Genomic DNA, 12,853 nt, shown 5'->3' with positions numbered 1-12,853 from the left:
ATCGGTAACACCCCAAAACTAACGAGCTCGATGTATGCCGTCTCCTTTTAGGAGGCGGTTTTATTTTTCCCTCCGCTATTACCACGGCAAAAAAGTACAGTCCTCCCATATGAGAACTGTACTTTATCCTTTGTTGATTTTTTACTTTTTAGTCAAACCGTCGTAAATCGTCTTGATGTTCCACTCCATCATTTTGATGTAAGTATCGCCATCCTCGCCCGGTTTTCCGAGAGAATCCGTAAATACGGTTCCGACGATTGGTACGTTTGTTTCTCTTGAAACCATTTCCATGCTGCGTGGGTCGATACTCGTTTCTACAAACAATGCCGGAATCTTTTTCTCACGAATCACATCCACAACCTGCCGGACCTGCTCCGGCGTGCCTTGGTTTTCGGCGTTGATTTCCCAGATATAAGCCGCGTCAAAATTGTAGGCTTCACTGAAATATTTAAACGCACCCTCGCTCGTCACCAAAACTCGCTGTTCTTTCGGGATCAGGTTGTATTGCTTGACTGCCTCTTGGTGCAGAGCATCGAGCTGTTCGATATATTTCTTGGCATTTTGCTCATACGTTTCCTTATGGGCAGGGTCGATCTTGATGAGGCCATCTCGGGCATTTTCTGCGTATTTGATTCCATTGCGAATATCCAGCCAAGCATGCGGGTCTTCTTCACTTTCCTTACCTTTAGTGGTCAAATGCTTTGCGGCTACGCCTTCACTCATCCGAAACACCGGGGCATCCTGACCGGATTTTCCTGCCGTATGCAGCAGCTTCTCAAACCACGAGTTACCTGCCTCCAGGTTCAAGCCGTTATAGAAGACAGCGTCTGCATCTGTCGTTTTTTGCACATCAGCAGGCAGTGGATCGTATTCATGCGGATTGGAGCCTACTGGAGCCAAGCTGTGAATCTCTACACGGTCTCCCCCTACGTTTTTGACGATGTCGTACAAAATCGAATAGGTGGTCACGACCTGCAGCTTGTCATTATCCGACTTTCCGGGCTCAGCGCCATTTTGGGGTGTGCCGCAAGCGGCCATCAATACAGTTGATACGAGAAACACAAGAAACAAATTCCACTTTTTCATCGTCGTTCTCCTTTACTTTGAAAGCTCGACTCGTTTTTGCCGAGCTCGAATTGATTTCCATACAACCCCGTGTTTGCGGGAGAACAGAAATGCGAGCAGGAAAAGCGCAGTCGCAACCATGACAATCGTTGCACCAGACGCCAGATTGTAGGTAAAGCTAAAGTACAGTCCGATAATCGCTGAAATCACCCCGAAGCCAGCAGCCAAATAAATCATGACCCATAAGCGGTCTGTTAGCAGATACGCTGTCGCTGCCGGGGTAATCAGCATGGCAACTACCAGAACGATCCCGACCGTCTGCAGAGATGCGACCGTTACCATGGTCAAAAGCGTCATCAGCAAGTAATGGATGAGATTGTTGCGCAGACCATATGCCGCGGCAATCGTCGGGTCAAATGAAGTTAGCAGGAGCTCCTTGAAAAACGCGTAGACCGTTACGATCACGACAATACCGATCCCTACCGTTACCCACATGTCAGAAGGACGCACTGCCAGGACATTCCCGAACAAGATGTGATACAGATCGGTACTGCTTTTCAGCATTGTGATCAGGATGATCCCCAGAGCAAAAGCGGAGGTAAACAAAATCCCGATCGCCGTGTCGTTCTTGATACGGCTATTTTGACTGACATAGCCAATTCCAATTGCTGTTAGTACGCCAGTCGCTACTGCTCCTATGAAGAAATTCACTCCAAATGCATAAGAGAGCGCAACACCAGGTAATACAGCGTGAGAAATGGCATCCCCCATCAGAGACATTCCCCGCAAAATGATAAAGCTGCCGATGATCCCGCATATAATACCGACCACCACTGACGTAAACAGCGCTTTTTGCAAAAACTCGTATTGCCCAATCGCTTGAATAAATTCCATCACGCAGTTACCTCCGCCTTCTCGAGAAATTGGAGCTCGCGGGCGTAAGCTTTGGACATGACCTCGCGATTCAGAACCTCATCGACAGCACCAAACTTGATTAATTCCTTGTTCAGCAAAAGCAGCTGATCAAAATACGTATTCGCTTTGCTCAAATCATGGTGAACAACCACGATTGTTTTGTGCTCCAGCTGAAGCTCCTTCAAGATGCGAATAATAGTTTCCTCACTGGAGACGTCGATGCCTACAAACGGCTCGTCCAAAAGCAGTAGTTCCGGTTTTTGGGCCAAGGCTCGTGCCAAAAATACGCGCTGCTGCTGACCACCTGACAGCTCCCCGATTTGCCTGTCCCGATATTCCTCCAAGCCAACTTTTTTCAAGCACTCAAGCGCCCAAGCCTTCTCCTTTTTCTTTGGAAATTTGAATAATCCGACACTTGGATACGTCCCGATTAAAACTGTATCCATCACAGTAATTGGAAATGTCCAATCAATTTGACTTCGCTGAGGTACATATGCGATTTGTTTTCTGACTTCATTTGTCTCTTTCCCATAAAAGCGAATGTCACCCTTATCCTTTGGGATTAACCCGAGCATCGCCTTGATCAAGGTCGATTTTCCTGCTCCATTCGGGCCAATGATGCCTACCATACTTCCCTGCTCGACGGAAAACGAGACATCTCGCACAACTTCATTCCCAAAATAGGAGACGTGAAGCCTACTTACTCTGACTGCTTGAACCATAAGTTTCCCTCCAAAGTAACCCGATTGTGATTTTTCTCGAGATGACCTTCATCCATTTTGCAATCTCATTACATATATGCTCAAACACAACAATGTGAGTTTGTTCCAATAATATTCACTCTAGTAAAATAATATGCCTGCGTATAAAAAAGTTGCCTTAATGCAAAATTAACGGATTCCCATCTTTTTGTCAATAATCATTTTCATTTATCAAACAAAAAAGAAGCACAGCCCTTTTCACGAAGAGCTGTGCTTCCTAAAAAATATACTCAGACCACCAAACGGAGCTTGTGCCACAGACGGTCCGCCATCATTCATGCCAACGATTCTGTACCTTAATCTCAAACTCACCCTCGATGGTAAGCTGTTTCCACCTTTTGAGGATAATCATGAAGGGATAATAAGAAATCAAACTGAATATCAGCCCCCAAAATGCATGAGTCAGCGGCACAGCCAAAAGCAGAAGAAGCTTAGCCGGTACACCTGTAATGGTCATACTTACGATTTGTACTTCAGCACCCCCGGTGCTTCCCGAGATCAAACTGAACAGAAAGCTGATCAAGCCATACAGGATCCCGACCGACAGCGCAGCCCATACACACAGCCTTATGTAAGAAGAAATTTTGATGGATTTGATTGTGATGCGTGTATTCATTTAAACCAGCCCCCTTTACCAATATATTACATCGAAAAAAGCGTGCCGAGGGAATATCACGCAAAAAAAGAGCTAGTCCGCACGTAGAACTCCTACGCATGGCGCCAGCCCTATTTTTCACATCCGTCTACTGCATCGGATTCGCATAGTTATTGATGAGTACTTGTGCTGCATCTCCCACCTTGATTGCTCCCGGACATTCGACGGCACACACGATGCCTCTGCGCTTATACGCTGCTTTGACAAATCGAGCCGCCAGCTTCGGATGCTCTTGTTCATCGTAATTTTTTTGGATTTCTTCTCCAGGATGGAGACAAGGCAAGTTTTCTCCCATACAAATGAGGCCTGCTCCGCTAGGCAGCAAGATTCGAGAGCCCAGTGTCAGACTCGTCAAATCAGGAAATCCACTGATCAAGAGATTCGCTCCCAGCCATTCAGGCAAAACCGTAGGAATGCCCAGGTTCTCGGCGATTCTCGCACAATCCTCTTCGGAGACAACAGTAATTTGACGCCGATTCAAAATCTCGGTTCCGCGTGGGTACATCTTTTGACGTGAGTCTGCTCCGAACGTGACACCAAAATGGCGATCACCTGGTATCCCCCCGAATTCGAGCTTTGTCTCTGGCAAACGGCGGGTTACAAATGTATCTGGGGTATCCGCTATGAGTATAGCGGCAACGGATGCTGTGATTTCCTTCATGGTGTCCTCCCTCTTTTGTGATTGATGATGCCCTAGCATCGCAATCTCTTCTCCGCTCATTGTAACACGAAACTCTTCCCTTTATTAGGAAAAGGAGTAGCACTTGTACTCGTATTGATTAGGAGGACCAATCGCGATCCATAGCTGTCCTTTGGACGGTTCGGCAATAACCGATGCAAATGTAATGGAATCCGTCCCATCGTCACCAGGCATTCTGCACAGTGGATACGGCTCACTTCCACGATCGCGCAAAATGTTCTGCATCATCTGAGCATCCAACTGGCCATGATGTCTTTCCAGCAAGCTGCGCATACGAGCATAGCGTGTCTTCGAATTTTCCAGATGCATTCCGGTCAATCTCTCCTCCGCGAGCAACTCCTGCCCGATGTAGTGGTTGGAGTGCGCCAATAACCCATTAACCGGCTCGATGAGCATATCAGTCGTCGGTGTTGTTTCCAAATCAGCAGCGTTCCCTTTTTTATCCAGCATAATCAAATTACGAGAAGATGCTCGGTGAACACTGCGCACCAGAGTAATTGCTTCTGGGACGGTCTCTTTTGTCAATGCCAGTCTCGAGAGAAGATAGCGTGGAAACCCGACTCGCCACCCGTCGCATGTGAGGAAATTAGCAAATACCCCGAGTCCATGCTTGTTAATCCCGATGTACGAAATCTGGCCTGCCGGAGTGAGCATCAGGCATGTATGACCATCGTCCGGTACAAATTCAGCGACAATCCCGATTTCAGAGTAAAAATTCGGGAGATCGGCATTTTGTCCAACCAACGGTGTACCATCTGCTGTCGCCTCCGTCTGTATAGCGAAAGTGGTGCATTCGTCATTGGAATCAAATTCGTTGTAAATTTCTGCCCGAAGTTGAAGTAGGTATGCCTCTCCTAACGTGAGGCCAGTGCTCTCCGAGATCCCTTGAATTTCTTCATCAAAGAAGGGAGCATATTTCAGTACGTATTCTCGGTATGTTAATGCAGCCTCTTCAAGCGCTTGCATCGATGGGACCCTCACCTTTGATTCCAATCGCGCCAGTGCGTAATCACGATGCTTTCGGATCAAGTCCGCGCAAGCTTCGCCGTATTGTCTGCCGATTTCACGATGGCTGCCTTCAAACCGGTAAAATGGAAAGGTTTTTTGATTCATGTTCGTGCTCCTCCCTTGGACTTTCATCGACCACTTACTTTTGTTTTTGCGAGAACGTACGTAAAGAAATCTTTTACCTCTGTTACAACCTTGCCCCCATCGTGCGCAACACCAGGAACCACATCATAGCGAACGCTAATCCCTTTCCGTTCATAATTGTCCCGGAGGGCGCCGAGCCGCTCGAGCCTAGTCTGACCATATGCATCCGTCCCTTCCATCCAGTGAGTAGACATTTTATTGTTGATCTCCCATGTTTCATTGTCCTCGCTGCCAATGACCATCTGCACAGCAACGCGCCGCATTTCCTCGAGGTCCAGCTTTTTGCCAAATACCTCCTCCAAGTCTTTAGTCCCGACATAAAATGGTTTGGACGAATCCAGATAAGTGATGATGCCAGGCGCGCCAATCGAAACCCCCAAAAGCCGCTCAGGGTGCAAATAGTAGAAGCGATGAGCAAAATGACCGCCCCCCGAAAAGCCGAAAAGCAGGAACCGCTCTTTTTTAATGCGCACCTTCTCGGAAAGCTGATCAATCATCGCCAGTAAAATGTGATCAAAGCGTATGTCATCCCACTTTATGTACTTATAAGAACTGACTTCCCACGGCGACACGATTCCGGCTGGGAACAAAGGGGCAAGAATAATCGTGCCTGTTGCCTCTGCGAAATCCGCAAATGCATCCCGGTAGGCTTGGGCAGTACGTGCTGTTCCATGAACAACGACAGCAAGCGGCCAGTCCTGTTCTTCTTCATCCTTATAGCTTTGGGGGATGTAGGCACAGAACGAAAAACGGCTGTCATACTGGCAAGCAAACATGGTAGTAGCACCGCGCTCATAAAATGAAAGACGGTTTGCAGATTGACTCATAGGGTGTCATCCTCCTCAAATTGAGTTTTCCAGTCTTCGCTCCTCCACCAGCGGAAAAAAGCATGATACCTGATGGGATTGCAAATCGTGATAAGCGAGAGTAGGTATATGATTGCGACAATGTTCCTCGGCACGTGGACACCTGACATGAAACGTACATCCCGATGGCGGATTGCTTGGTGAGGGAAGATCTCCCTTCAGGACAATGCGCTGCCTTTTCCTTTCCAGTCTCGGATCTGGCAACGGAATCGCTGACAGTAGTGCATTTGTATACGGATGGTGCGGATGCTCGTACAGCCTGGCACATTCTGCTGTTTCAACAATTCGTCCCAAATACATGACCGACACACGATTCGATATGTGTTTCACGACAGACAGATCATGGGCGATAAAAATATACGTAAGCTGAAATTCCTTTTGCAAATCTTCAAGTAAATTAATGACTTGGGCTTGAATGGATACATCCAGTGCACTGACTGGCTCATCGCATATAATCAGCTTTGGTTTTAGCGCAATTGCCCTGGCAATTCCTATCCGTTGGCGCTGTCCTCCGGAAAACTCGTGAGGATAGCGATTGTAGTGCTCCGGATTCAGTCCCACAATCTCCAAGAGGTCCTGCACCTGACGCTTCAAGTTTGTCTTTGCTCGTTGTGCCTTCAGCGGTTGTGCGATGATATTGCCTACTGTCATTCGCGGATTCAGACTGGCAAAAGGGTCCTGAAAAACGATCTGCATGTCTTTGCGCAACCGAAGCATCTGCTTTTGGTTGTAGTTCAAAATATTTTCTCCCTCAAACAAAACTTCACCTGAAGTAGGCTCCAGCAAGCGCAGCATCAGTCTGGCTAACGTACTTTTCCCACAGCCCGATTCGCCGACGATCCCGAGCGTCTCTCCTCTGCGCACCTGCAGATTCACTCCATCTACAGCTTTCACGTACCCGACCCTCCGCTGCAAGATCCCTTTCGACACAGGAAAATGCATCTTGAGATCACGTGTTTCCAGCAAAAACTCACTCATTGCCTCCCCTCCCTCCAGATTCTACCAGTTTGATGTTCCGCTCCATTTCTGCCCTGTCCAGAAGACAAGCGGCGCGATGTGCAGTACCTTTTGCTACAAGCTCGGGAACTGTAACGGAGCAATCCTCCAGCGCAAACGGACATCGCGGACGAAAGGAGCAGCCTTCAGGTAACGAAATCAAGCTGGGTGGCTGTCCTTTTATTGGAAGTAGTCTCACCTTCTCATTCGTGTCCAGACGGGGCTGCGAGCGCAACAAGGACCATGTATACGGCATGGCAGGCTGGTAGAATACGTCGTCAGTACTCCCCTCCTCCACCACTCTCCCTGCATACATCACCATAATCCGATCAGCCAAGCGTGCCACTACACCCAGATCATGCGTAATCATGATAATGGCCGTCCCATACTTTTCCTGCAGACTCACCATGAGCTCCAAAATCTGTGCCTGTATGGTTACATCCAAAGCCGTCGTCGGTTCATCGGCAATCAGTACCTTTGGATTGCAAGCAAGCGCCATCGCAATCATCGCCCGTTGACGCATCCCTCCCGAATACTGATGCGGATATTCATTCATCCGCGTCTCGGGATTGGCAATACCGACATCCCTCAGCACCCCAATCGTTCGTTCTCGCGCTTCTTGTCGGGAGACCCTTTGATGAGCCCTGATCGCTTCCATGATCTGATCCCCTATCGTAAAGACGGGATTCAGACTCGTCATCGGGTCTTGAAAGATCATGGCAATGTCGTTGCCACGAATCTTTTTCATCTCGTCTTCACTGATTTCAAGCAGATTTTTCCCCTCAAACAGAATTTCACCGTCTGGATAAAAAGCAGGTGGGGTTTGGTTCAAACGCATCAGGGAGAGGGACATCACGCTCTTGCCGCTGCCTGATTCGCCGACGATTCCAAGTATTTCGCCACGGTTCAATGTGAACGAGATGCCATTCACTGCCTTTATCAATCCGTCCGGGGAATGAAAGTACGTTTTCAGATTCGTCACTTTAAGTAGATCCACTGGTATCACCTCTCCATCCACTTTGTTATCTTGACGGCCATAGGCAAACGGTGAGTCGATTCCTGCTCTCGATTCGATAGGGATGTTTTTGGTCTGCGCCTTCTTCTCGAATGGGGATGGAGCCAATCACGCAATAGATCACCAAATAGATTGAGAGATAATACGGTAATGACAATGGCAATCCCGGGAAAAATGGAAAACCACGGGGAGACCGTCAAATAAATCCGCGACTCTCCGAGCATGTTCCCCCACGTCGGTGTAGGCGGCACGATCCCCAAGCCTAAAAAACTCAGTGCCGCTTCTGCCAAAATTGCCTCTGCAAAGATAAACGTAGCCTGCACAATAATGGGTGTCATCGCATTCGGCAAGATGTGGAAGAACAAGACACCAAAATGATTGGTTCCAGCAGCCCGCGCTGCCTCTACATACTGCATTTTGGACAACTGCAATGTAGTGGAGCGAACTACTCTCGTCATGAAAGGCCAAAAGGCAAACACTAACGCAATGATCAAATTGAGCATGTTGCCACCTAGTGCTGCTACCAAAGCAATCGCCAGCAAAATAGACGGAAAGGCACTGACACCATCCACAATCCTCATCAACACATTGTCTAATTTCCGAAAATAGCCCGTGACCAATCCGGTAACCGTTCCCAAAATGGTTGTACAAAGGGCAACAATGAAGCCGATGCTGAGGGAAATCTGTGCTGCATAGACGACCCGGCTGAAAATATCGCGCCCAAAGTGATCGGTACCAAAGTAGTGTTCTCTCGAGGGTGGCAATAGCCGTTGATCAGGTGCCATTTCAACGGGGGAAGCACTAACCCACAGTGGCGCTGAAACTGCCATCAGGACGAGCAGCAGCAGTACCACCCCTGCCAGTACACCGATACTGTGTCCCTTGCCCTTTTTATGTTTACTCTCCATCCGCGGCCCTCCTTTCGCTTTAGTCATATCTGATTCGCGGATCAAGAACGGCATATGCCAAATCAACCAGAAGATTGACGATCACATACACAGTAGCTACAAACAATACAGTCCCTTGCAGCACTGGATAATCCCGCCGTGCAATTGACTCGACAATCAGTCCACCAATCCCCGGAATGGCAAAAATCGTCTCTGTAACGACCGCTCCCCCCAAAAGTCCCGCGATACTCGCGCCAATCACCGTAGTCGTTGGTATCATCGCATTGCTCAAGGTGTGCTTGATCAGCACGACACGCTCTTTCAGCCCTTTTGCACGCGCGGTCCGGATGAAGTCTTGATGCATAATGTCTAGCATACCGTCGCGAAGCATCCGGGAGATAATCCCCGCCTGTTGAACCGACAGCACTACCGCCGGGAGAATCAAATGGCTAAGCCACGGCCACACTCCCTCACAAATCGGAACGTACCCTGCAACAGGCAGCCACCTCAAAACAACCGCGAACAAAAGGATCAACAGAAGCGCCAGCCAAAAATTCGGAATGGAAACACCGAGTAGCGTCACCGACATAAAGGCTGGATCTAGCACGCTATCACGTTTCCACACAGCCAAAATAGCAGTTGGAATCGCGATGCACAGACTCACCATACAGGCTACGATGGCCAAACTAACCGTTGGACCGAGACGATCTATAATCGTTTGAGCTACCGGCTCGCCCGAAAAAACGGATGTGCCGAGATTGCCTGTAGCGACCTGACCTATCCAAGTAATGAACTGGGACATCAGCGGTTGGTCGAGCCCGAGCGCCTGCCGTAGTTGGTCTACTTCTTCCTGTGTCGCAGACTCTCCCAGAATGACCGATGCAGGATCGCCGGGAGTCAGATGAATAATGGTAAAAACGATGACCCCAACCACAATTAATACAGGTATTAAAGCAAGTAACCGACGTCCGATATACTGTAGCAATTGCTTCCCTCCTCTCCGCCGTTTCTTACTTCGCTTTCAGCCACGTGTTCCAGAATGTTACGTTTTTTCGCTCGCCAAAACCGTCCAGCTTTGCTCCGATAACACTCATGCCGACTTCATTGGCAATTTTGATGACTGGTAATTCCTCATACATGGTCTTGTTGAAATCCCCGAGCAGCTTTTTTTGCTCTTCCTCATTGCTTGATTTTGACCACTCATCTAACAGCGCCATGATTTTGGGGCTTTCATATTTGCCTGGAAACTGCGGATAAAACCAAGGAATTGTGGTTGGATCGTATTTAGGTGAAAATCCTTGGATCTCCAAATCAAAGTTGGCTGTATTTTTCTCCTTCTCGAGCAGCGTCGCCCATTCATAAATTTGCAAATCAATCGTCAAGCCAACATCCTGGAGCTGTGCTGCAACCACTTGAGCTGTCTTGAAATGGTCGTCGTAGCTGCTTGTTGCAATCAACCGCACCGGCTCTCCCTTATATCCCGCTTCCTTCAGCAGTTCCTTGGCCTTTTCCGGGTTGTAGGAAAGATAAGCGTCTGTTCCTTCTTTGGTGTACAAGCTTTGCTGATCCGGGAAGAAGATCGCACCATCCATCTCATAAAAATTTCCGTACGTTGCAATCGCGATTTTTTCCTTATCCAGCGCATATTGAATGGCTTGGCGCATGCGGATGTCATTAAAAGGGGGCTCCGATTTGTCTGGAATAACAGCCATCCAGCTATCTGGCTTAGATACTCGTGTCGTTAGCTCTGTCGAATCTTTGAGCTGTGAATACAAATCTTGTGGAATTCTCAGTGCAAAGTCATATTGACCAGTTCGTACTCCGTCGATCCGTACTTGAGCATCCGGCACCATATCAAAGCGAACCTCATCTGCGTAAGCGACCTTTTTCCCACTCAGACCGCCCCAGTCTTCTTCTCTGGCTGCGTACTCGTCAAAACGTTTCAATGTAATTCGTTGGCCCCTCTTCCAGCTATCCAAGCGATAGGGACCTGTGCCGATGAGGTGTTCACCTTTCAACGGAGCCGTGCCTGCCGACTCTGCAATCTTGGCTGGAATGACTACCATCGCCTGCGTAGGATCAGCCAAATTACGAATCAGCGGGGCATATGGCTCCTTGAACGCAATTTCTACTGTTTGAGCGTCTACCGCTTTTACCGCTTCCATGCTTTTAAATAAACGCTTGCCGACGGCCGACATTTCTCCCCACCGCTTGAAAGATGCCACCACATCATCCGCGCTCATCGTTGACCCATCATGGAATTTGACCCCATCGCGCAGGACAATTTTATATACCTTCCTGTCTTCACTCAGTTGGAACTCTTTTGCCAGCATCGGTTTCTCCATCATGCTCTCATCCAGCGAAAACAACTGTTCGAACATATGAAAGGCAACAAGCTTGGTTGCACTTGAAGAGGTGCTCATCCAATCAAGCGTAGACGGGTCTGAATCAAAGGCAACTTTAATAATCCCGCCCTTTTGCGGTTCTTGACTGCTTGTCGCGGCAGACTGCTCTTTGGCAGCTTCTGGAATTGGGCTTTGGGCTTGCGGACTACAGCCGGTAAAAACGAGAGCCACTACTAGACTTGCAAAACTAAACCACCTTCCGTAGCGCTTGGAACTCATGACAATTCCCCCTTTTGTTCATTCATCACGTAAGTTTTACCTAATCAGGGCGGTTTTAATTTCTAAAAATTTCACCTATTCAAAATATACACCCGTTCATACCAGCTGTATATTTTAGTTTTTTTGCTTTTTTCCAAAAAAATTTTTTGGTATATACTCCTTCATCATTATTCGTGATCAGAAGAACGAGAGGAAAAAGAAGGGCGCTGACGAAACAAAGAGTATAGAAGGCTGGCTTCAGGGAGGGAACTAGATGAATGAGCGTGACTGTTTATTGTTGCAATACATTTACGAAGAGCAAAATCTGACCCGTGCAGCAGAACGTCTCTTCATTACCCAACCAGCACTCACCTATCGGATTCTTCAGCTTGAAAAAGAATTTGGGGTTGCGATTATTTCCAAACGGGGGAAAAGCATCAAGCTCACTGCCGAAGGTGAATATTTGGTTACGTACGCAAACAAGCTGTTGATCGACCTGCGAAAAACGAAAGATCATCTCGCCAACATGCAAAACGAGGTGCAAGGCTCTCTACGAATAGGCTTCACCAGTTATTTTGGCCGCTACAAGCTTCCGCCTCTTTTAAAAGAATTTATCCATCTCTATCCGAAAATTGATATTAACGTAGACTCAGGATTAAGTTCAGAAATATTCGAATTGTTGTTGAGTGAAGATATACATGTGGCGATTATACGAGGAGATTACAAGTGGTTTGACCAAAAACATCTAATTGACGAAGAACGAATCTGCGTCATTTCCAATGAAGACATTCGGTTGGATCAACTGCCTCAATTGCCGCGAATCATTCCCAAAATAGAACGAAAGGCAGCACACAAATACAAAAACTATACGTACTCCTCCCTGCACCAAACCATCGAAAGCTGGTGGAACGAACGATTTTTCGCTCCCCCCAACATTACGATGAAAGTAGACAGCTACGAAACCTGTACGGAAATGGTCAAAAATCAGCTGGGATACGCCATTGTTCCCAGCGTCTTTGTGAAGCCCGAAGACGGATTACACTGCACGGACCTGATCACTTTAGATGGGCAAGCTATCACCCGAAAAACATGGATGCTCTACCGGAAGGCTTCCTTGCACTTGAATGTCGTTGATCGATTTGTTGAGTATTTGAAAGAGCATTATGTGAGGGAATAGCCTTTTCATCGACTAGACTATGTTTCTTTGCCTATGTACGATATGATATAACGCAAATCGT

General features: G+C 47.8%; 13 protein-coding genes. 1 reads left to right on the top strand and 12 read right to left on the bottom strand.

Features of this window, described 5'->3' with window-relative positions; genetic code table 11:
- Positions 1-141 precede the first annotated feature (141 nt).
- The 12 genes from C3B52_RS07880 to C3B52_RS07825 form a co-directional block, all read right to left on the bottom strand.
- Positions 142-1,086 carry a metal ABC transporter substrate-binding protein gene (locus C3B52_RS07880; protein ID WP_103105534.1) on the bottom strand — a complete coding sequence of 315 codons (945 nt, stop codon included), beginning with the start codon at positions 1,084-1,086 and terminating at the stop codon, positions 142-144.
- Positions 1,087-1,098: 12 nt separating this feature from the next.
- Positions 1,099-1,959, bottom strand: a complete 861-nt coding sequence (locus tag C3B52_RS07875) for a metal ABC transporter permease (protein ID WP_103105533.1) — start codon at positions 1,957-1,959, stop codon at positions 1,099-1,101.
- The gene (locus C3B52_RS07870) at positions 1,959-2,702 is read right to left on the bottom strand and encodes a metal ABC transporter ATP-binding protein (RefSeq protein WP_103105532.1); all 744 of its coding nucleotides are present in this window, start codon (positions 2,700-2,702) and stop codon (positions 1,959-1,961) included. The genes C3B52_RS07875 and C3B52_RS07870 overlap by 1 nt, the downstream gene beginning before the upstream one ends.
- Before the next feature lie 310 nt (positions 2,703-3,012).
- Positions 3,013-3,357: a hypothetical protein gene (locus C3B52_RS07865; protein ID WP_103105531.1), complete on the bottom strand. Its 345-nt coding sequence runs from the start codon at positions 3,355-3,357 to the stop codon at positions 3,013-3,015.
- A 127-nt stretch (positions 3,358-3,484) separates the two neighbouring features.
- Positions 3,485-4,057, bottom strand: a complete 573-nt coding sequence (locus tag C3B52_RS07860; RefSeq protein WP_103105846.1) for an MOSC domain-containing protein — start codon at positions 4,055-4,057, stop codon at positions 3,485-3,487.
- A gap of 84 nt (positions 4,058-4,141) precedes the next feature.
- On the bottom strand, positions 4,142-5,209 hold the full coding sequence (locus C3B52_RS07855) for a C45 family autoproteolytic acyltransferase/hydolase (RefSeq protein ID WP_235615632.1): 1,068 nt from the start codon (positions 5,207-5,209) through the stop codon (positions 4,142-4,144).
- A gap of 23 nt (positions 5,210-5,232) precedes the next feature.
- The gene (locus tag C3B52_RS07850) at positions 5,233-6,075 is read right to left on the bottom strand and encodes a hydrolase (protein WP_103105529.1); all 843 of its coding nucleotides are present in this window, start codon (positions 6,073-6,075) and stop codon (positions 5,233-5,235) included.
- Between the two features lie 15 nt (positions 6,076-6,090).
- Positions 6,091-7,092 (bottom strand): ABC transporter ATP-binding protein, encoded by a 1,002-nt coding sequence (locus C3B52_RS07845; protein WP_103105528.1) that lies wholly within the window; start codon positions 7,090-7,092, stop codon positions 6,091-6,093.
- Complete coding sequence (locus tag C3B52_RS07840) at positions 7,085-8,107, bottom strand: ABC transporter ATP-binding protein (protein WP_103105527.1); 1,023 nt, start codon at positions 8,105-8,107, stop codon at positions 7,085-7,087. Before C3B52_RS07840 ends, C3B52_RS07845 begins: the two co-directional genes overlap by 8 nt.
- Positions 8,108-8,112: 5 nt before the next feature.
- The gene (locus C3B52_RS07835; RefSeq protein WP_103105526.1) at positions 8,113-9,033 is read right to left on the bottom strand and encodes an ABC transporter permease; all 921 of its coding nucleotides are present in this window, start codon (positions 9,031-9,033) and stop codon (positions 8,113-8,115) included.
- 19 nt (positions 9,034-9,052) lie between these two features.
- The gene (locus tag C3B52_RS07830; protein WP_103105525.1) at positions 9,053-9,997 is read right to left on the bottom strand and encodes an ABC transporter permease; all 945 of its coding nucleotides are present in this window, start codon (positions 9,995-9,997) and stop codon (positions 9,053-9,055) included.
- Between the two features lie 25 nt (positions 9,998-10,022).
- Positions 10,023-11,636, bottom strand: coding sequence for an ABC transporter substrate-binding protein (locus C3B52_RS07825; RefSeq protein ID WP_103105524.1), 1,614 nt, complete (start codon positions 11,634-11,636; stop codon positions 10,023-10,025).
- Between the two features lie 253 nt (positions 11,637-11,889).
- On the opposite strand from C3B52_RS07825, the gene C3B52_RS07820 reads away from it, so the two are divergent.
- The gene (locus tag C3B52_RS07820) at positions 11,890-12,792 is read left to right on the top strand and encodes a LysR family transcriptional regulator (RefSeq protein ID WP_103105523.1); all 903 of its coding nucleotides are present in this window, start codon (positions 11,890-11,892) and stop codon (positions 12,790-12,792) included.
- Positions 12,793-12,853 lie beyond the last annotated feature (61 nt).

The organism is Brevibacillus reuszeri (assembly GCF_002897295.1).
GTDB lineage: Bacteria > Bacillota > Bacilli > Brevibacillales > Brevibacillaceae > Brevibacillus > Brevibacillus reuszeri_A.
This window is presented reverse-complemented; position numbering and strand designations above follow the sequence as displayed.

What these genes read in the sequence shown, in the direction of transcription:
- C3B52_RS07880 (WP_103105534.1), bottom strand. Translation starts at nt 1,086, where the DNA reads ATGAAAAAGTGGAATTTGTTTCTTGTGTTTCTCGTATCAACTGTATTG.
- C3B52_RS07875 (WP_103105533.1), bottom strand. Translation starts at nt 1,959, where the DNA reads ATGGAATTTATTCAAGCGATTGGGCAATACGAGTTTTTGCAAAAAGCG.
- C3B52_RS07870 (WP_103105532.1), bottom strand. Translation starts at nt 2,702, where the DNA reads ATGGTTCAAGCAGTCAGAGTAAGTAGGCTTCACGTCTCCTATTTTGGG.
- C3B52_RS07865 (WP_103105531.1), bottom strand. Translation starts at nt 3,357, where the DNA reads ATGAATACACGCATCACAATCAAATCCATCAAAATTTCTTCTTACATA.
- C3B52_RS07860 (WP_103105846.1), bottom strand. Translation starts at nt 4,057, where the DNA reads ATGAAGGAAATCACAGCATCCGTTGCCGCTATACTCATAGCGGATACC.
- C3B52_RS07855 (WP_235615632.1), bottom strand. Translation starts at nt 5,209, where the DNA reads ATGAATCAAAAAACCTTTCCATTTTACCGGTTTGAAGGCAGCCATCGT.
- C3B52_RS07850 (WP_103105529.1), bottom strand. Translation starts at nt 6,075, where the DNA reads ATGAGTCAATCTGCAAACCGTCTTTCATTTTATGAGCGCGGTGCTACT.
- C3B52_RS07845 (WP_103105528.1), bottom strand. Translation starts at nt 7,092, where the DNA reads ATGAGTGAGTTTTTGCTGGAAACACGTGATCTCAAGATGCATTTTCCT.
- C3B52_RS07835 (WP_103105526.1), bottom strand. Translation starts at nt 9,033, where the DNA reads ATGGAGAGTAAACATAAAAAGGGCAAGGGACACAGTATCGGTGTACTG.
- C3B52_RS07825 (WP_103105524.1), bottom strand. Translation starts at nt 11,636, where the DNA reads ATGAGTTCCAAGCGCTACGGAAGGTGGTTTAGTTTTGCAAGTCTAGTA.
- C3B52_RS07820 (WP_103105523.1), top strand. Translation starts at nt 11,890, where the DNA reads ATGAATGAGCGTGACTGTTTATTGTTGCAATACATTTACGAAGAGCAA.